General features: G+C 71.0%; 18 protein-coding genes and 1 pseudogene. 10 read left to right on the top strand and 9 right to left on the bottom strand.

What is annotated here, in order from left to right; genetic code table 11:
• The 4 genes from OHS57_RS33715 to OHS57_RS33700 all read left to right on the top strand — a co-directional run bounded on the left by OHS57_RS33715 (nt 1) and on the right by OHS57_RS33700 (nt 3,142).
• Nucleotides 1-372 carry a BlaI/MecI/CopY family transcriptional regulator gene (locus tag OHS57_RS33715; RefSeq protein WP_041994003.1) on the top strand — a complete coding sequence of 124 codons (372 nt, stop codon included), beginning with the start codon at nt 1-3 and terminating at the stop codon, nt 370-372.
• Nucleotides 369-1,319, top strand: coding sequence for a M56 family metallopeptidase (locus tag OHS57_RS33710; RefSeq protein WP_328584373.1), 951 nt, complete (start codon nt 369-371; stop codon nt 1,317-1,319). The genes OHS57_RS33715 and OHS57_RS33710 overlap by 4 nt, the downstream gene beginning before the upstream one ends.
• Before the next feature lie 123 nt (nt 1,320-1,442).
• Nucleotides 1,443-2,048 (top strand): RNA polymerase sigma factor, encoded by a 606-nt coding sequence (locus tag OHS57_RS33705; RefSeq protein ID WP_328584372.1) that lies wholly within the window; start codon nt 1,443-1,445, stop codon nt 2,046-2,048.
• Nucleotides 2,045-3,142, top strand: a complete 1,098-nt coding sequence (locus tag OHS57_RS33700) for a CU044_5270 family protein (RefSeq protein ID WP_328584371.1) — start codon at nt 2,045-2,047, stop codon at nt 3,140-3,142. The genes OHS57_RS33705 and OHS57_RS33700 overlap by 4 nt, the downstream gene beginning before the upstream one ends.
• Here the strand turns inward: OHS57_RS33700 and OHS57_RS33695 are convergent.
• The 3 genes and pseudogenes from OHS57_RS33695 to OHS57_RS33685 all read right to left on the bottom strand — a co-directional run.
• Nucleotides 3,133-3,603 (bottom strand): annotated as a pseudogene (locus OHS57_RS33695) (LLM class flavin-dependent oxidoreductase); the annotation flags it as partial. The gene OHS57_RS33700 and the pseudogene OHS57_RS33695 sit on opposite strands and share 10 nt — an antisense overlap.
• A gap of 338 nt (nt 3,604-3,941) precedes the next feature.
• Complete coding sequence (locus tag OHS57_RS33690) at nt 3,942-5,225, bottom strand: phthiocerol/phthiodiolone dimycocerosyl transferase family protein (protein WP_328584370.1); 1,284 nt, start codon at nt 5,223-5,225, stop codon at nt 3,942-3,944.
• Nucleotides 5,226-5,251: 26 nt separating this feature from the next.
• Entirely contained in the window at nt 5,252-5,932 is a 681-nt protein-coding gene (locus OHS57_RS33685) for a TetR/AcrR family transcriptional regulator (protein ID WP_328584369.1), read from the bottom strand.
• 145 nt (nt 5,933-6,077) lie between these two features.
• On the opposite strand from OHS57_RS33685, the gene OHS57_RS33680 reads away from it, so the two are divergent.
• Nucleotides 6,078-7,268, top strand: a complete 1,191-nt coding sequence (locus OHS57_RS33680) for a cytochrome P450 family protein (RefSeq protein ID WP_328584368.1) — start codon at nt 6,078-6,080, stop codon at nt 7,266-7,268.
• Nucleotides 7,269-7,275: 7 nt separating this feature from the next.
• Here the strand turns inward: OHS57_RS33680 and OHS57_RS33675 are convergent, their stop codons facing one another.
• The 5 genes from OHS57_RS33675 to OHS57_RS33655 all read right to left on the bottom strand — a co-directional run bounded on the left by OHS57_RS33675 (nt 7,276) and on the right by OHS57_RS33655 (nt 13,284).
• Nucleotides 7,276-8,634 carry a cytochrome P450 gene (locus OHS57_RS33675; RefSeq protein WP_328584367.1) on the bottom strand — a complete coding sequence of 453 codons (1,359 nt, stop codon included), beginning with the start codon at nt 8,632-8,634 and terminating at the stop codon, nt 7,276-7,278.
• Nucleotides 8,635-8,727: 93 nt separating this feature from the next.
• Nucleotides 8,728-10,083 (bottom strand): cytochrome P450, encoded by a 1,356-nt coding sequence (locus OHS57_RS33670; protein WP_328584366.1) that lies wholly within the window; start codon nt 10,081-10,083, stop codon nt 8,728-8,730.
• Between the two features lie 12 nt (nt 10,084-10,095).
• On the bottom strand, nt 10,096-11,037 hold the full coding sequence (locus OHS57_RS33665) for a terpene synthase family protein (protein WP_328584365.1): 942 nt from the start codon (nt 11,035-11,037) through the stop codon (nt 10,096-10,098).
• The gene (locus OHS57_RS33660) at nt 11,034-12,086 is read right to left on the bottom strand and encodes a polyprenyl synthetase family protein (RefSeq protein WP_328584364.1); all 1,053 of its coding nucleotides are present in this window, start codon (nt 12,084-12,086) and stop codon (nt 11,034-11,036) included. The genes OHS57_RS33665 and OHS57_RS33660 overlap by 4 nt, the downstream gene beginning before the upstream one ends.
• 157 nt (nt 12,087-12,243) lie before the next feature.
• Entirely contained in the window at nt 12,244-13,284 is a 1,041-nt protein-coding gene (locus tag OHS57_RS33655; protein WP_328584363.1) for a cytochrome P450, read from the bottom strand.
• Nucleotides 13,285-13,708: 424 nt separating this feature from the next.
• Here OHS57_RS33655 and OHS57_RS33650 point away from each other — a divergent pair, with 424 nt between their 5' ends.
• The 5 genes from OHS57_RS33650 (at nt 13,709) to OHS57_RS33630 (ending at nt 17,357) form a co-directional block, all read left to right on the top strand.
• Nucleotides 13,709-14,863 (top strand): acyl-CoA dehydrogenase family protein, encoded by a 1,155-nt coding sequence (locus tag OHS57_RS33650; RefSeq protein WP_328584362.1) that lies wholly within the window; start codon nt 13,709-13,711, stop codon nt 14,861-14,863.
• Between the two features lie 19 nt (nt 14,864-14,882).
• Entirely contained in the window at nt 14,883-15,446 is a 564-nt protein-coding gene (locus OHS57_RS33645; protein WP_328584361.1) for a putative immunity protein, read from the top strand.
• A 50-nt stretch (nt 15,447-15,496) separates the two neighbouring features.
• Nucleotides 15,497-15,940, top strand: coding sequence for a VOC family protein (locus OHS57_RS33640; protein WP_041993969.1), 444 nt, complete (start codon nt 15,497-15,499; stop codon nt 15,938-15,940).
• 251 nt (nt 15,941-16,191) lie between these two features.
• Nucleotides 16,192-16,569: a hypothetical protein gene (locus OHS57_RS33635; protein WP_328584360.1), complete on the top strand. Its 378-nt coding sequence runs from the start codon at nt 16,192-16,194 to the stop codon at nt 16,567-16,569.
• Between the two features lie 47 nt (nt 16,570-16,616).
• Nucleotides 16,617-17,357 (top strand): VOC family protein, encoded by a 741-nt coding sequence (locus OHS57_RS33630; protein ID WP_328584359.1) that lies wholly within the window; start codon nt 16,617-16,619, stop codon nt 17,355-17,357.
• A gap of 49 nt (nt 17,358-17,406) precedes the next feature.
• Here OHS57_RS33630 and OHS57_RS33625 read toward each other — a convergent pair whose 3' ends face one another.
• Complete coding sequence (locus tag OHS57_RS33625) at nt 17,407-18,249, bottom strand: glycoside hydrolase domain-containing protein (protein ID WP_328584358.1); 843 nt, start codon at nt 18,247-18,249, stop codon at nt 17,407-17,409.
• Between the last annotated feature and the right edge of the window lie 82 nt (nt 18,250-18,331).

The following is an 18,331-nucleotide window of genomic DNA, read 5'->3' as shown; positions in this document are numbered from 1 at the left end:
GTGGCCGATGCGAGCGGCGAACGCCGACCGGCGGGCGAACTGGAAGCGAGCGTGCTGGCCGCGCTGTGGGCCGCCGACGGGCCGCTGTCCGCCCGGCAGGTGCAGCGGGCCGTGCCCATGACCCTGGCCAGGACCACGGTCGCCACGATCCTGTCCCGGCTCCACGAGAAGGGCACGGTCCTGCGCGAGCGGGCCGGTCGTGGCTACGCCTACTCCGCCGCGCAGGACGCGCCGGGACTCACCGCGCGGCGCATGCACCACGAACTCGACAAGGACACCGCGCGGGACGTGGTGCTCGCCCGCTTCGTCTCGCAGCTCAGCGCCGACGACGAACAGCTGCTCAGGGCGCTGCTGGAGGCCGGCGACCAGTGATCGTCCTGCTCCTCGTCCCGCTGCTCGTGCCGTTCGCCGCGCCGCTCTTCGCGTACCGCGTCGTCGACCGGCTCCCACCGGTCGCCGCGCTGTGGACACTGACCCTGACGAGCGTGGTGCTCGCCACGAGCTGCCTCGCCTCGCTCGGCGCGCTGCTGCTGCCCGGCGCGCTGCGCGTCCCCGTCCTCGCCCGGCTGGGCGAGCTGGTCCGTCCGCTCAACGTGGCGCCCACCGCCGTCCTCGACCCTGCGGCGCTGCTCGGACTCGGTGGCCTCGCCTTCGGCGCCCTCGTCTGCTGCGCGGTTACGGTCGCCCGCTCCGTGCTGCGCCAGTGGCGGCTGCTGCGTACCGCCCGGTCGTACGCGGCGCGTGTGCCGGCCGCCGGGGACCTGAGCGTCATCGACGACGACAGGGCCGACGCGTACGCCCTGCCGGGCAGGCCCGGCAGGATCGTGGTCACCAGCGGCATGCTGCGTGTCCTCGACCCGGCCGAGCGCGAGGCGCTCTTCGCCCATGAACGGGCGCATCTGGCGGGCCGCCACCACTACTTCCTCGGCGCGGCGGAACTCGCCGCGCGGTGCCACCCGGCGCTGCGGACGGTACGGGGCGCCGTCGCCCTCGCCGCCGAGCGGAGCGCCGACGAGGCCGCCGCGCTGGCCACGGGCGACCGGCGGCTGACGGCGCGGGCGATCGGCCGGGCCGCACTCGCGTCGCGCGACACACCGCCCGGCCGGCCGGCTTTCACCGCGGCAGCGGCGACCGGGCCTGTCCCCCGGCGCGTCGCCGCCCTGCTCCACCGGCCGACGGGACACCGGCGATTGGCGCCGGCCATCGCCCTGGTCCTGCTCGTATGCGCCGGAGTCTCGTCCGGCGCCGCGGCGGCGGGGGCGATCAGTCTGCACACCAGCGTGGAGGTCGCCCAGGGCGAGGCCCGCGCGCGGCAGTAGGTCCTGGCCGGTCGCCGGTGCCACCGGGGCGGGTGCGGGGACCGTGGTGTGACCGAGGGCACAGGAACCCCCGGGGCGGTGCGGAGAGTAAGTGGTGTGAGGCATACAGAACTAGAGGATCCGATGCGGGCACGTATCCGCGCGGGCGACCGCTCCGCCTTCGCCGAGCTGTACGAGGAGCACGCGCGGACGGTCTACAACCACGCCCTGCGGCTGACCGGCGACTGGTCGGCGGCCGAGGAGGTCATGTCCGAGACGTTCCTCGCCGCCTGGCGCACCCGGGAGCGGCTGGAGCCGGACGGCGGGTCGCTCAGACCCTGGCTGCTCGGCATCGCGACACACAAGGTGCACAACGCCAACCGGAGCCGGCGCAGACGGCTCGCCTTCCTGGCCCACCGTCCGCCGCCGCCCGCGGTGGCGGACTTCGCCGAGGAGACGGCCGGCCGCATCGACGACGCCCGCACGCTCGCCGCGGTGCAGGATGCGCTGGGCCGGTTGCGCCGCCAGGAGCGCGAGGTGCTGGCGTTGTGCGTGTGGGCGGGTCTGGACTACCAGCAGACCGCGCAGGCACTCGGCATTCCCGTCGGCACCGTCAGGTCGCGGCTGTCACGCGCCCGCGCCAAGCTCAGCCGGCTCACCGAGGAGAACACGGAACCGCGGCGCGACCGCGGAGAGGTAGCGAGTGAGGCCGTGTTCGCGGCCCTGCCCCTACAGGAGGAAACCCGATGAGCCCGACCACTCCGAACGACCCGAACACTCCGAACGACCCCACCGACTCCGGTTCCCTGACCGCCGAACCGGAGGCGGACGTCGCCGTGCTGGCCCGGCTGCTGCCGGAACTGCCCGAGCGGGACCTTCCGCCGGGCCGCCACCTCCACCACAGGAACGTGCTGCTGCGGCGGATCGACGACGAACAGCGCACCGCACGGCCGCGCCGCCGGCTGACCCGCCCCGCGGTGGTGATGCCCGCCGTGGCGGCGGCACTTGCTGCGGCTCTCGTCATCACACTGACTCCGCACAACGACCGCGCACCTGCGGCCGGTCCTGACACCGGGCGCGGTGCCACCGTCCTGCTCGGCCGGATCGCCGCCGCGTCCATGGAGACCGACACGAAAGCCGTGAAGGACAGTCAGTTCGTCTATGTCCAGAGCCTGGTCAGGTCGAACGAGGGAGTCCTCGACGGCCCGGTGAAGCTCGGCCCCGCGTACAAGCAGGAGGCCTGGCTGTCGCAGGACCCGGCCCCTGTCACCACCATCGGCTGGACCCGGGAGTCGGGCAAGGGCGCGACGATGCCGGACGAGGACGTCCCGATCGAGGCGTCGACCCCTGACGGCTCGGACGACACCGGCGCCGTGCCCGCGGGCATCGACCGTCCCACGTACAAGTGGCTGGCGTCCCTGCCCACCGACCCCGACGCGCTGCTCGCCCTGCTCCGCGCCCAAATCCGCCCGGCTGACGGGGAGACCGAGGACCAGGCCGTGTTCTTCAGGGCCGGCGATCTGCTGAGCCAGACGGTCATGCCGGCGGCGAACGCCGCCGCGTTCTACCGGGCCGTCGCGAAGATCCCCGGCGTGACGGAGATCCCCGACGCGGTCGACGCGGCGGGCCGCCACGGCATCGGCGTCACCCTCGACGACACCGGAACGGCGACACGCGACGAGTGGATCTTCGACAAGCACACGCTCGCCTTCCTCGGCTCCCGCTCGTACCTGACGAAGGACCACAAGCCCGGCAAGGCCGACGTCCTGTTCGGCAGCCAGGCGATCCTGCGACGCGCCGTGGTCGACCAGCACGGCATGGAGCCCGCCGACGCGAACAGCTGACCCGGGACGACCGAACCTCCCGGGCCCGCGGTAGCGGCGCGTATCTCCTTGATCGTGGGGGAAAAGCGCCGCTGCCGTGAGTCCCACAGGCGCAGCACGACGTCGATGAACTCGTCGGCGCGCGCGTAGCGCTGCTCGTGGTCCAGGCTGACCCCGCCGCCGAACTGCTCGACGACGGTGGGGTTCTGGGTGGCGATGGAGTTCCAGCCGACCCGGCCGCCGCTGAGGTGGTCGAGCGTCGCGAAGCGGCGCGCCAGTTCGTACGGCTCGTTGTACGTGGTCGAAGCGGTCCCGACGAGCCCGATCCGGTCCGTCACGCCCGCCATCAGCGCGAGTACGGTCGCCGTGTCGAGCGCGCCGCAGGGGCGCTCGGTACCGACCTCCTGGTTGGTCATCTGCTCGGCGAGGAACAGCGCGTGGAGCTTGCCCGCCTCGGCGGTGCGGGCGATGTCCTTGTACATCGCGGCCGAAAGATGGTCGTCCGCGGCTCCGTCACGCGCCATCCAGGCGCCTGTGTGCATGCCGAGACCGTGCATGAGCGCTGCGGTCACGATCATCGAGGGACTTTTGCCGGTCATCGCGCATCCTCCCGGGCCGGTAGGGTCCGGCCGTCGCGTCGTCGGTGGCGGAACCGCGGGGCACTGCCCCGCGTTCACCGCCGTGTCCGACGCTAGGAGTGCGCGTGACCTGCCACCAGGGACGACTTCCTTAAGGGAGTGATTAGCAGAACTGCTGGGACGGCAGGCATGAACGGGCCCAGCCCGGGTTCGGCACGGTACGGACGCGGTACGGACGCGGCTCAGCGCGCCAGATCGGCCACCGACGCCCGCAGTGCCTCGCGCAGGCGCGCCATCTGCTCCGTGCTGTACGTCCAGCTGTCGTACTCGTTCTGCAGCAGCAGCCGGCCGCCGAAGGTGGCCGCCCCGATCTTCGGCGGCATCCCGGGCGCGTTCGCCGTACCGCCGAAGCGGATCAGTCGCGTTCCGTCGGGGACCGGGTGGGCCGGGACGCGTCCGACGTTGGAGATGCCGTAGCTGACGACCGGGACCGGGACCGGCACACCACGGGCGCCGGCCCGCAGGGCGGCGAGCAGGAAGCGCTCCGGATCGCGCCGGGCGAGCGCTGCGGCGAACTGCCGCGCCACGTCCCGGCCGACCGTGTCGGGGTCGTCGTCGTGCGCGACGCTCACCGGTGTCTGCAGTCCGGTGATGCAGTTGAGCAGGGTGGACAGCGGCAGTTCCGGGGTCAGCCGGGTGCGCAGATCGACGCCGTGGCCGCACACCATCGGCAGCGGCCCGTGCTCCGGGGCGAGTTGGGCGCGTACGGCGGTGAGCACCAGGCCCGTCACGAGACTGTTGAGGGTGACGCCACGCGCGCGGGCCGCCGCCAGCACCGCGTCGGTGGTCTCCTTGCCGAACTCCAACCGGTCGACGACGAAGCGGTGTTCGGGCGCGGGACGGTCCGCGCCGCCGATGCCTTCGGTCGCCAGGGTCGCCGGTCTTCCGGCATCGCCGGCGCCCCGCGCCAACGCGTCGACGAGCACGTCGAGTTCGCTGTCCGGGAAGGCGCCGGACAGCAGGGTGTCGACGGCCTCGGGCAGTTCGTCGCGCCGCTCGGGTTCGGGGCGGGCGCCGGACGCCAGGGCGGTGTAGTACTGCCAGAACTCGTCCAGCAGCCCGAAGGCGGACCGGCCGTCGGCCACGCCGTGGTGGATCCCCAGGACGACCTGGCTGTGCTCGCCCTCGGTGAGCAGCCAGGCGTGCAGCATGCTCTCGGTCCAGTCAGGACGGGAGTTGATCAGCTCGGCGAAGGGTGCGTCGATGCCGTCCAGCACAGTCAGCGGCGGCCGGACGTGCTCACGTACGCGCAGCAGGAGCCCGTCGTCCCCTGCCACCACCGTTGACCGCAGGGACGGGTGACGGATCGTCAGCAGTTCCAGGGCCCGGGAGACCAGGGCGGGGTCCACGGTGCCGCGCACCAGGGACTCGACGTAGGCCGGCATGTCGTACAGCGGGAGCCCCGCGGCTCCCAGGTCGAGGAAGTAGACGCTCTCGAAAGGGGATATGGGGCGCTGACCGGTCATGTCGCACGGGCCTTCCGCATTCGGGATCAGGACGAGGTGGGCAGGTCGGGGTGCGCGCCCTTGCCCGGTCCTGTGTCCAGGTCGCGCAGGGCCGCGCCGAACTGTTCCGGGTCGAGCGGGGGCACCGGAAGCGGGCGGGCCGCGGCCGGGCGCAGCCCGTCCAGGACCAGGGCGAGGTAGCGGCGCCACGTGCCCGGCGCGGCGGGTACGGCCCTGCCGAGCGCGGCCAGCAGGAAGAGCAGGTCCTCGACGGTGAGGTCGGCGCGTACCGTGCCCTGCCGCTGGGCGCGGCGCAGCAGCGTGTCGAGCGTGAGCCGGTTGCCCTCGCGGAGCGCGTCGAGCGTGGGGACGCCCTGGATGTCGGTGGTCAGCAGGTCGTTGGTGCCGCGCTCGGCGGCGAGCAGTCCGAAGACATGGTCCAGATAGGTGGTGAGCCCGGTCCAGGCCTCGGGTGCGGTGCGGGCCTCCTCTGCGGCCCGCAGGATCGCGGCGAGCGCGTCACGGAACACCGCCTCGACGAGTTCGGCCCGGCCAGGGAAGTGGCGGTAGAGGGTGGCGTTGCCGACGCCGGCCCTGCGTGCGATGTCGTCGAGGGGGGCGTCGATGCCGCGCTCCGCGTAGATCTCCCGGGCAGCGCCGATCAGTGTCTCGCGGTTGCGCCGGGCGTCCTTGCGCAGCGGCGGCTGCCGGCTGTCGTCGCTGACCATGAGCGGCACCCTAACACCAACCGTGGACTACTCCCCGTTTCGTTGCTAGGGTCGCCGCCAGACAACCGGGGGGATGTCCCCGTTTTCATTCTCCCGGGACCCGCATCTTCGACCAGGGAGAAGTGCCTGTGCGCGAGGAACGCCCATGCCCGTAGAGGCTTTCGACGATCTGTCCGCGCTCGGCCAGGAGTTCGTCGACGACCCGTACCCCGTCTACGCGGAACTGCGCAGCCGAGGGCCCGTGCACCGCGTGCGCACCGCGGCGTCCGGCGAGTTCTGGCTCGTCGTGGACCACGAGGTGGGCCGCGCCGCGCTGAGCGACCCGAGACTGTCGAACGACATCCGGCAGTCGGCCGACTGGGCGGACGACGGAGGGAACTCCATCGGGCTGAACATGGTGCAGACCGACCCGCCGCAGCACACGCGACTGCGGCAGCTCGTCGCCAAGGGCTTCACCGCCCGGCGCATCGAGGCGCTGCGGCCGCGGGTGCGGAAGATCGCCGACGAGCTGGTGGACGGCCTGCTGGAGCGCGGACAAGCCGATCTGGTCGAGGCGTTCGCCCTGCCGCTGCCGCTCGCGGTGATCTGCGAACTGCTCGGGGTGCCTGCGGCCGACCGCAAGACGTTCCACGACTGGTACCTGACGAGTACGGACTTCACCCGGCCCGAGGCCGCCGGCGCGGCGGCCGGGGCCATGACGGGCTATCTCGCCGAGCTGATCGCCGCCAAGCGCGAGGAGCCGGGCGAGGACCTGCTGAGCGCCCTCGCCCGCGCCATGGACGAGGACGAGGACCGCCTCTCCCCCGAGGAAATGCTGGGCATGGCCTTCCTGCTGCTGGTGGCCGGTTACGAGACGGCGGCCAACCTGCTCTCCAGCGGGGTGCTCGCGCTGTTGCGCCATCCCGGTCAGCTGGCGGCCCTGCGCGCCGACTGGTCGCTGCTGGACAACGCGGTGGAGGAGATGCTCCGGTACGAGGGGCCGGTGGAGACCACCGCGTTCCGCTACGCGAAGGAGAACCTGACGCTGGGCGGCACGCCCGTCGCGCGCGGCGACTCCGTGGCCGTGGTGCTGGCCGCCGCCTCGCGCGACCCCCGGCGGTTCGCCGAGCCCGACCGCTTCGACATCCGCCGCGCGGCGGGCGGGCATCTGGCGTTCGGCCACGGCATCCACCGCTGCCTGGGCGCGCCGCTGGCCCGGCTGGAAGGCGCCGTGGCGTTCCGTACGCTGCTGGAGCGCTGCCCGGATCTCGCGCTGGACACGGATCCGGCCGCGCTGACCTGGCGCCCCAGCCTGATGCTGCGGGGGCTGCACCAGCTGCCGGTCACGGTGGGCTGACATGTCGTCAGCGCGGCTCCGGGATCATCGGCAGCGGACCGGCCGTCAGGCTCATCTGCGCCCGTGGCTTGATCCTGGTCCCCGGCACCGGGCGCAGCCGCCAGCGGGACGCGAGGGCGGCGAGCGCGAGGGTCGCCTCCGTCGTACCGAAGACGTCACCGATGCACTTGCGGCTGCCCGCCCCGAACGGCAGGTAGGAGCCACGGCTGACGTCCCCCGCGCGCTCGGGCAGCCACCGGTCCGGGTCGAAGGTCTCCGGGTCGGGGAAGAGCCCGGGGATGCGGTGGATGACGTACGGGCTGATCAGTACGTCGGCGCCGGCGGCCAGCCGATGGCCGCCGAGCTCGGTGTCCTCGGTGACCGTGCGGCTGTACATCCAGGCGGACGGGTAGAGCCGCAGCGCCTCGGTGAAGACCCGCTGGGTGTGGGCGAGGTCCGGTACGTCGGCGTACGTGGGGGTCCGGCCCGCCAGCACCTCGTCGACCTCGGCGTGCAGCCGCGCCTCGGCGGCCGGGTTGACCGACAGCAGATGCCAGGCCCAGGTCAGCGCGCTGGCCGTGGTCTCGACGCCGGCCAGCAGCAGCGTCATGACCTGGTCGTGGACCTCCTGGTCCGACAGCCGGCCACCGCTCTCGTCGTCGCGGGCGGCCAGCAGCGCCGACAGCAGGTCGCCCCGGTCCTCGGCGGCCTGCCGGTAGTCCCCGACGATGCCGTTGATGAGCGCGTGCAGCCGGCTGAGCGCCCCTTCGAACTCGCGGTTCGCCGCCAGCGGCAGCCTGGCCAGCAGCCCGGTGGGATCGACGGCCCTGCGGTAGGCGCCCTCCACCACGAGCGGCAGGCTGCGCCTCACCTCGGCGACCGAGTGCGGCGCCATCTCGGTGGAGAACAGTGCGCGCGCCGTCACCCTGGCGGTCAGGCCCTGCATGGCGTCGCTGATGTCGAGCGGCTTGCCCGCCTGCCACGAGGCCGCGTGCGTCTCGCACTCCTCGTGCATGACCTCGGCGTACGTGGCGATGCGCGCGAGGTTGAACGCCGGCTGGACCATGCGCCGCTGGCGGCGGTGGTCGGCCCAGTCGGAGGTGATGAGTCCGTTGCCCAGGATGGGCCGCGCCTTCTCCTTGACCGGGCCGCCGGTGTCGTAGACCCGTGCGTTCAGGAGAACCTGCTGGACCAGCTCGGGATGGCAGGGCAGGTACGCGGCCTTGCTGCCGATCCGCAGCTCGACCAGGTCGCCGAGGGCGGGCAGCGAACTGAGGAATTCCAGCGGCCGGCGCCCCAGGAGCAGGGCGTGGCCGACGAGCGGGAGCCGGTGGGGCGCTGCGGCCACCCGCCAGTCGCGGGTGGCCGTGTCGCGGGGCGTCTTCATGCGTCGGGTGTCCTTCGGTCACGGGTGACGGACGGTCGGGGTCGGGGGCAGGATCCGGTTCTGGTGGGCGCCCGCCGACAAAGGGCTTCGCGGTCAGCGCCGTTCGCAGATCATGGGCAGCGGCCCCGGTTCGAGCGTGGCCTTCGGCTCCGGGCTGAGCCGGCTTCCCGGTACCGGACGCAGCCGCCAACGGGCGGCGACGGTCGCGACGATGAGCGCCGTCTCGGTCAGGGCCAGTACGTCACCGATGCACTTGTGGCTGCCCGCCCCGAACGGCAGCAGCGCGCCCCGCTGTACCTGTCCCGCCCGCTCGCCTTCCCAGCGTCCGGGGTCGAACGTCTCGGGGTCGGGGAACAGTTCGGGGTTGTGGTGCAGCGCGTAGGCGCTGTAAAGGATCATCGTCCCCTCGGACACGGCCTTTCCGCCGAGTTCGGTGTCCTGCGCCGCCACCCGCATCGCCATCCACGACGGCGGGTAGAGCCGCAGCGCCTCGGTGATGACGTTACGGGTGTACGGCAGGGCCGGCAGGTCGTCGTAGACCGGGGTGCGCCCGCCGAGCGCCTCGTCCACCTCGGCGTGCAGCCGCTTCTCCACGTCGGGCAGGGTGCCCAGCAGGTGGAAGACGAACGCCAGTGTGGACGCGGTGGTCTCGCTGCCGGCGACGAGGAAGGTGACCACCTGGTCGAGCACCTGGTCCTCGGACAACTTCTCGCCGGTATCCGGGTGTTCGGCGCGCAGCAGGGTGGAGAGCAGATCGCCGTGGTCGGCCTCGGAGCGGCGGCGGCCGATCATGTCGGCGACGATCTCGCGCAGCCGGGTGTTGGCGTGGTCGTAGGCGCGGTTGCCAGGGGTCGGCAGTTTCTCCATGATCCCCAACGGTGCGACGGTGCGTTTGTAGATGCCGTGCGAGACGGTCCGCAGGCACTGCCTGGCCTCCTCGACGGTGGCCTCGTCGAGACCGGTGGAGAACAACGTCCGCGCCGCCACCCGCATCAGCAGGGCGTGCATCGCGTCCCCGATGTCCCGGGTCTCCCCCGGCTGCCAGCGGTCGGTGACCGTACGGGTGTCGTCGGCGACGGCGGTGGTGTAGGCGGCGATCTTGGTGGAGTGGAACGCGGGCTGGATCAGCCGCCGTTGGGAGCGGTGCTCCTCACCGCGCGACACCGACAGGCTGTTGCCGAGGAGTTGCCGCGCCTTGTCGAAGACGCCTCCCTTGTCGAAGACGCGCGGATTGAGCAGCACCTGCCTGACCAGCTCCGGGTGGGCGGCGAGATAGACCCGGCTCGGACCGAGCCGTACCTCGACCAGATCGCCGTGGGCGGGCAGCGAGGCGAGGAAGCCCAGCGGGTCACGCCACAGGGACAGCACGTGCCCGAGCAGGGGCAGCGCGCCCGGGGCGGTGCCGGAGCGCCAGGCCTTTTCCGCCGGGGCGGACTTCACGGATGTCATGGGACGGTCCCCCTAGTGGATGAGCGAGTTGACGTCGTTCACGGCCGCCCGGTATCGCCGGTCGCGGGTGGTCCACACGAAGTTGCCGTGGACGAGGTCGAGCAGCACGTCCCGGGTGACGTCGTCGAACGCCTTGATGCACTCGACGTCCTCGGTCATGTCGTCCAGCCGGTCCTGGAAGAAGCGCCGGAAGTCGCTCTCGTCCGCCACGTCGCACAGCCGGAAGCAGTTGGTGATCTGACCGAGCGCGTTCTCCCGGTCGTACGAGTAGAAGTCGTTGACGATGGCGAGGCCGCGCGTCGTCATCCGGGCGGCGAGGCCCGTCTTGGCGTGCTCGGTGAACTCGGGGTGCCGGTAGATCGGGTAGGACATCTTCATCCAGAAGTCCACACCGACGTCAGTGACCCGGAAGCGGAAGTACTGCTCGGGCGACGTGGTGCAGAGCACCCGCTTGACCGGCGAGTCACGGAACATGTGGTCGCTGGTGACGAAGGCGCGGGCGCCCTCGTACGCGAACGCCGCGTCCGTGCCGTCGTAGTAGCGCTCGCACACGGCCCGCAACTGCGGCAGGAAGAGGTCGAAGTCGTGCAGCTCGGGATCCATGTCGTCCCACACGAACGTCACGCAGTTGAGGACGCAGACGGCCTTGAACGCCTCCATGTCCTTGATGTGACGGGCGCTCTGCGACCAGCGCACGACGTCCATGTACGAGATCCAGCGCTTGTCGGAGACGCTCTTGCCGAGCGGTGCGACGGCGCGGTTGCAGGCGTCGATGACCTCGCGCAGCTCGGCGTCGGTCAGCGCCACCTTCTGCTGGGGATGGTCGATGTGCCGGGAGAACAGTTCGGCGAACCGGTCAGTGGCTTCCTGCCGGTAGCGCGCCGTGCCGCCGGCGGCGGGCGCCGGCGCGGCCTGGTCCCGCGTGGCGGCGGCAGCGGTCAGGTCTGTGCTCATGAGTTCCTCCTGGTAGCCGTGCGCGCGAGGTGTTTGAGGTCGGCGGTGGCCCCCGGTGTGAGCGGGGCGGATTCGAGGGCGCGCAATGCCTGCCGGTAGCGGTCGTCGATCATGCGCTCCACGGCGTCCCTGGCTCCGGTGCGCGCGAACAGGGCTCGGATCTCCGCCGCGCCCGTCTCGTCGAGGAGCGGGTCGCCGATCAGGGTGCGCAGCCGGGCGGCCTGCGCCGGGTCGCAGGCCCGCAGCGCGAGCGCGACCAGGGTGGTGTTCTTGCCGGCCCGCAGATCGTCCAGGCGCGACTTGCCGGTGTCCGCGACATCCCCGTACACGCCCAGCATGTCGTCACGGAGCTGGAACGCCTCGCCCAGCGGTATGGCGTAGGCGGTGCAGGCCGCCAGGGTCTCGGGACCCGCGCCCGCGAGGGCCGCCCCGACATGCAACGGGCGCTCGACCGTGTATTTGGCGGTCTTGTAGCGGTTGACCGTCAGGGTGGCGTCGACATCGTCGGAGAGTTCACCCGTCGCCCGCAGATCCAGATACTGCCCGAGCATCACTTCGGTGCGCATCTCGGTTATCAGCGGCAGCACACTCCCGTATTGCGCGGGGGTGAGTCCAGCCGTGTGCAGGAGTTCGTCGGACCAGGCGAAGGCGAGGTCACCCAGAAGCACAGCAGCGCTGAGCCCGAAACGCTCCGTGCGATCGTCCCCCTGTTTTCCGGCGAGCATTCTGTGGATGGTGGGACGGCCGCGTCGCGTATCGCTGTCGTCCATGATGTCGTCGTGAATGAGGGCGAACGCGTGGAACATTTCGAGTGAGGCAGCGACTTGGACGAGGGACGGGTTTTCGCTGTTCCCCCCGGCCCCTCTCCAGCCTGTCACGCACAGCAGTGGACGAATGCGTTTCCCGCCTGCCAGGAATTCCGCGAAGTGGCCCAGCAAGCGGCCCATCTGCGGCTCCTCCGCGTCGTTCCTCTTTCTCCTCAGGAAGTCTTCCAGGACGGTATTGACGGCGTCTTTCACCATTCCCGCTTCGCGCAGGGCGGGAGGCATGGTTGGCGTACTCATCTGCCTGTTTCGTCCCCCTCCGGGGTCTGCCACGTCGATTCCGCGCACGCCAAGGCCCGGGCCGTCGCGCGCCGTTGCGCGCCGGATCTCGTCGGGCCGGGTGCGGGGTGGGGTTTACGGGGCGCGTCTGCCGGGTCGAGCCTCAGGACACGAGGTCGACGCGCAGCTCACTGAGGCCGCGGATGTTGACCTGCCGGCGCCATACGACGTCCTCGCAGGACAGGGTGATGTCGCGGTAGCGGCTGACGAGTTCGGTGAAGACCAGCCGGGCCTCGGTCTTCGCGAGCATCGCGCCGATGCAGTAGTGCGGGCCACCGCCGAAGGACAGCGGACGCACGTCCTTCCGGGACAGGTCGAGCCGGTCGGGGTCCTGGTAGCGCAGCGGGTCGCGGTTGGCCGCGCCGAGCAGGATCATCACCTTGGAGCCGGCCGGGACGGTCGTGCCCGCGATCTCGATGTCGTCGGTGGTGATACGCGCCACGAGCTGGATCGGCGCGTCGTAGCGCAGCAGTTCGTCGATGCCGTCCTGGACGAGACCGGGGTCGGCGCGCAGCGCCCGCAGCTGGTCAGGGTGGTGCAGCAGGCCCAGCATGCCGTTGCCGATGAGGTTGACGGTCGTCTCGTGGCCGCCCATGAAGAACATCATGACGTTGGCGATGATCTCGTCGTCGGTGAGCCTCTGACCGTCGAACTCGGCCAGCAGCAGCCGGGAGAGGATGTCGTCCTGCGGGGCGGCGCGCCGCCTGGCCAGATGCTCGGCGATGTAGGCGCCGAACTCCTTCGCCGCGTCGTTCATGGCCGTACGGGTGGTCTCGTCGACAGCCGGATCGATGACGTGCCCCAGCGCGTCCGTCCACTTCCGGCACAGGTCGCTGTCCTCCACCGGCAGCCCGCCGAGCCCGCAGAAGACCGTGACCGGCACCTGTGCGGCGAGCGAGCCGATCAGATCGATGTCCCGGCCGCCGCCCATGTCGTCCATGATCCGGTGCACGATGCCGGCGATCCTGGGCGCGGTCTCCCGTACCGCCCGTGCGGTGAACACCGGATTGGCCAGGCCGCGCAGCCTGCGATGCGCCTCCCCGTCCCGCATCAGCATCCAGTCGCGGGTGGCCTCGACGATCGGACTGTCCGGTCCGCCGCGCTGCTCGGCCCATCTGGGGTCCTGCGGGTACTCGCTGCTCAACTGAGGTCTGCGGATGAGCGACTCGACTTCGTCGTACCCCGAGACAACCCAATGTCCATAAGGCGTGCGATGGACAGGCTCCGCCTCGCGAAGTCGCCGGTAGAGCGGATATGGGTCATTTCGTAGGCGTGGATCGCGCGCATTGAACAGAGGCGCGTCCTCTGCTGGCTTCATAGCCCATTCCCCCAGCTCTTGACTGTCCGACAGGGACCGCCGGTCATTGCGGTCCCCGAACTCGGTACCGAATACTAGGCACATGACAACCACGCACGACAAGAGTGCCAGGACCCACTACCTGGATTTGTACGTGACGTGACATCCGTCACTGCCGCGCGGGCCCCCTTACTCCCTGGACAGACTCGACAACGGAGTATTACGTTCGAGGAGTTGGACCGAAAGACCGATCGGCGCTACGGGGGCGACAGTGCGGCGTACCGCTTTCCACGACGACCATGAGGCGTTCCGTGCTGTACTGCGGGACTTCATCGCGGCAGAGATCACGCCCATGTATCACGAGTGGGAGACCGCAGGCCGGGTCCCCCGTGATTTTTACCTGAAACTGGGCAAGCTCGGTATTCTCGGTTTCGGTGTTCCCGAGGAGTACGGGGGCGCCGGCCGGACGAGCTTCAAGTACAACGCCGTCATGGCGGAGGAGTGTGCGCGGGCCGGGGTCACCTTCGGTGGCGCCAGTGCCCATTTGGCGCTTCCCGCGACTTTCGTCAAATACACGACGGACGAGCAGAAGAAGCGCTGGCTGCCCGCCTTCACCACCGGCGAGATGATGACGGCCATCGCCATCACGGAGCCGGGTGCCGGCTCCGACGTCGCGGGGCTGAGTGCCACGGCCGAGCCGACCGAGGACGGCGCGCACTACCTGCTGAGCGGCGTCAAGTCGTTCGTCTCCGGGGGCGCCCAGGCCGATCTGGTGCTTGTCGCCTGCCGCACCTCCGGCGCCGGGCGGGACGACAGGCGCGGCGGTCTGTCACTGCTGGCCGTCGACACCCGCTCCGCCGGTGTCACCGTCAGCTCGGAGCCGGCCACCCTCGGGCTGCGCTCGTCGGACATCGTCGAGATGACGTTCACCGACGTACGGGTCCCCGCGGAGAACGTGGTCGGCGGGCCCGGCAACGGCTTCGCCTGCCTGGCGGACATCTTCCCGCAGGAGCGGCTGGGCATCGCCGTCGGCGCGTACGCCCACGCCGCTGCGGCGGTGCGTTTCGCGACCGAGTACGTGCGCGAGCGCACCGCGTTCGGCAAGCCGCTCGCCGCCTTCCAGAACACCAAGTTCGTACTGGCCGACTGCAAGGCCGACGTCGACGCCCTGCAGGCGGTCGCCGACCGGGCGCTCGACGCCTTCGACGCCGGGGAGTTGACGGCGGACGAGGCCGCTTCGGCCAAGCTGTTCTGTACGGAGACCGCGACCCGGGTCGTCGACAAGTGCCTTCAGCTGCACGGCGGTTACGGGTTCATGATGGAGTATCCCGTCGCCCGGCTCTACGCGGACAACCGGGCGAGCAGGATCTTCGGTGGCACGAGCGAGATCATGCGCACGATCGTGGCCAAGTCGATGGGTCTGTGAACCGCGCGATGATGGAGCTGTGTCGAGCGACCCGGACGAGATCGAACTGAGCCTGCGCGAACTTCGCGAGATCACGGGCTACGCGGCGGACTGCGCGAGCAGGGTGCTGTCCCTCTACGAGCGGGCCGTGCCCGCCGACCCGCGCCCGCGCGAGGCGATCGAAGCGGCGCGTGCCTTCGCGGAGGGCGGCCGGCGTACGGCCGCTCTGCGGCAGTGTGGGTGGGCGGCGTTCAAGGCGGCGGGAGAAGCGGCGGCCTCACCTGCGGCGGACTCGCCCGCGGCGGCCGAGGCGGCGCGAGCGGCGAGCCATGCGGCCGGCGCCGCGTACCTTCACCCCAAGGCCAGCGCCCATCAGGTCAAACACATCCTCGGTGCGGCGGCGAACGCGGCCCGGGCGGCGGAGCTGGCCCCCGAAGCCGACGGGCACGCCGCCGAGGAGGCTGTCGAACGGGCCCGCCGCCACGCCCCGCCTGCGGTCACCACGGTCCTCGCGCGGCTGCCCGCGGCCCCCGCCGGTGGCGGCCGCGTGGGTGAGCTCGTCCGGGACCTCGACACCGCCCTCCGGGGCCGGGACGGGTGGTGAACAATCGAACCGCCGGGTCCACGGACCAGAGTTCGCTTCAGGAGACCACCATGCCCCTCGCCCTCCCTCCGCTGTTCCACGTCGGCATCGTGGTGTCGGACTTCGACCGTGCCGTCGCCGACTACGAACGGCGGTGGGCGGCCACGACCGAGCGGGTCACGGACCTCAGCTTCACCGCGGCCCGGCTCCACGGGGAAGAGGTCTCCTGCTCGGCCCGCTACGGCTTCATCAACACCGGAGCGTCCGAGATCGAACTGATCCAGCCCCTCACCGGCCGCTCGCCCTACACGGAGTTCCTGGAGACCAACGGCGAGGGCGTCCATCACCTCGCCTACGTCGTGGAGAGCGTCGACGCGTATCTCGCCGCGCTGCGCGAGGCGGGCGAGGAGCCGCGGGTGGTCTTCGACGCGGCCGTCGCTGACGTCACCCGCTTCGTCTACCTGGACGATCTGGCGCACGGCCCGGTCGTCGAGCTGATCGAGACCTCCGTCTGATCGAGGCCTCCGTCCGGAGTGCCTGAGCGTCGGCGCGGTCGCCCGATCGGCGTACCCGCGCCGTACGTCCTCCTCCGTGCGAAGGAGCGGGCGCCAGCCGAAAGGCGGGAGCCGGCGCGGAGTCGGTGATACCCGCGGACGAAATACCCCCGAGGGCGGCCCAACGAGTGCCCGGGTGCGTGTTTGGTGAGTGCTGCGGGGCACTGCGCCTCGTAGCCGTGCTCGCACACGGCCGACCAAGAGGAGCACTCATGTCGAAACGCACACTCACGCTCGCCGCGGCGACTGTCACCGCCGTCCTGGCGGTCACGGCATGCGACACGAGCGCGAAGGAAGTCGGTGACGCGTCGCTGCGCACCTTGGTCTCGAAGCTGGGGGAAGTCTCGTTCAAGGAGGAAAACCACACCATAGACGGGGAGTTGTCCTGTGCCACCTCGGACGGGAAGTCCTACACGATCACCTGCACGGGGCACGACACGGCGAAGAAGCCGGTACGTCTGGTCGTCAAGGCGGACCGGAAGAAGGATGTCTCGTCCAGCAAGCCGGATCGCATCCGGGCCACGAGCGTGATCGGGACGGTCGACGGCAAGGAGGTCTTCAGCCAGAAGTGCCTCGGCTCGGCCTGCTGACCGGCAGACTCCGCTGCCGGATCCGGATGCTCCGTAGGATCACCGGCATGGCGTTGCGACCTGTTCAGGTGAACATCAAGGCTCTTGACGGCTCGGCGGTCGACCGGTTCTGGGCGGAGGCGCTCGGCTGGAGTGTTTTCCGGCCCGGCGTGACCACGTACGTCGCACCAGCCGGCGAACTCGTCTGGCCGCACCCGGACGACGTCTGCCTCGACATCGTTCCGGTCCCGGAACCCAAGTCGGCGACGAAGAACCGTGTGCACCTCGATCTCGCCACCCGCTCCGCCGCCCATCAGGCGGAGTTGGTCGCGCGCCTCCAGGCTCTCGGTGCGACGCCCGCGCAGGTGGGCCAGGGCGACGTGCCGTGGACGGTCCTCGCCGACCCGGAGGGCAACGAGTTCTGTGTGCTGGAGCCCCGCGAGGTCTACCGGGACACCGGGCCGATCGCCGCCGTGGTGGTCGACTGCGAGGACCCGCCGGCCATGGCCCGGTTCTGGGGCCGGGCGACGGACTGGACGGTGCGCGAAGTGACCCACGAACAGGCGACGTTGCGCTCCGCCCGGGGCGTCGGCCCGTATCTCGAATTCCTCCGCACGCCCGGCGGCAAGACCGTGCCGGACCGCGTCCACCTCGGCCTGCTGCCGTACCCCGGTGACGACCGGGCGGCGGAGGTGGCCCGGCTGCGGGCCCTCGGCGCCACCGATCTCGACGTCGGCCAGGGCGATGTCCCGTGGACATGTCTGGCCGACCCCGAGGGCCACGAGTTCTGCGTCCTCGCCCCGTCCTGATCCGGGGCGAGGGTCGCGGTCGCAGGGCCGAACCGACCCCGGCGACCTGCTACTTGGCGATGACGGCGACCGGCGCGTCCCACGCGTTGCGGTCGACGGTCAGGGTGACACCGCCGTGGATCTCCTTGCTGTTGGCGATGTACTGATGGGCGCGGCGGTGACCGGTGTACAGCGACGTGCTCCAGCGCCAGTCGGTCGTCGTTGTCTTCTTCTTGTCCCACAGCGCGTACCAGAGGGCGTCGGGCAGATCGGTGCGGCTCTTCGCTGTCGCGACGGCCGCCGCGCTGGAGGACGTGAAGCCGTAGTAGCCGGACCAGTACTTCTTCGCGTGCACGGCACGGGTCCAGGCACGGACGTAGGTGAGGACCGCGGTGTTGCAGGAGGCGTTGGCGGTGTCGTACGGCTCCATGTCGAGGTAGAGCGCGCTGCCCGCCGTCATCTTGAGCGCACTCGCCTTGGCGACGGCGTCGTTGCCGTCCCGGGTGCCCTGGGCCGCCGCCGTGGAGGCGACGATCCTGTCGGTGTTGCGGCTGGTCTGGCACGGCGGCTGCGCGGCCACGTACAGCGGCACGAGCTTCCAGCCGGAGGCGGAGACCGATCTGACCCATGAGGCGGTCAGCTGCGGCTGCGCGCAGCCACGGTTCTTCCCGCCGATGTAGACGGCTGCGGCGCCGTAGAACTTCGACGCCTTCCACGCCTTCATCGTGGCGAGCGAGGGCGCGGTGCAGGTGTCGAACGCCCGGCCCGCGTAGAGCGAGGGCGCGGGCAGTTTCGCCGTGGCCGCCGTACCGGTGACGGCGTTGGCGGTGACCGCCCCGCCGGCTGCCAGCACGACGCCTGCGGCGGCCCACGCCACCATGCGGTTGCGCTTGGACATACGGTGCTTGGACATTCTCTGTTCCCCCCACATACCGGTCGGCGGACCATACTCCGACGGGCATCGATCCAGGGCCGCTACGCACGGCCGATGGGAA

Origin of the sequence: Streptomyces sp. NBC_00370 (assembly GCF_036084755.1) — a bacterium.
Lineage (GTDB): Bacteria > Actinomycetota > Actinomycetes > Streptomycetales > Streptomycetaceae > Streptomyces.
The sequence above is the reverse complement of the archived record's forward strand: the minus strand, read 5'-3'. Positions and strand labels throughout refer to the sequence as shown.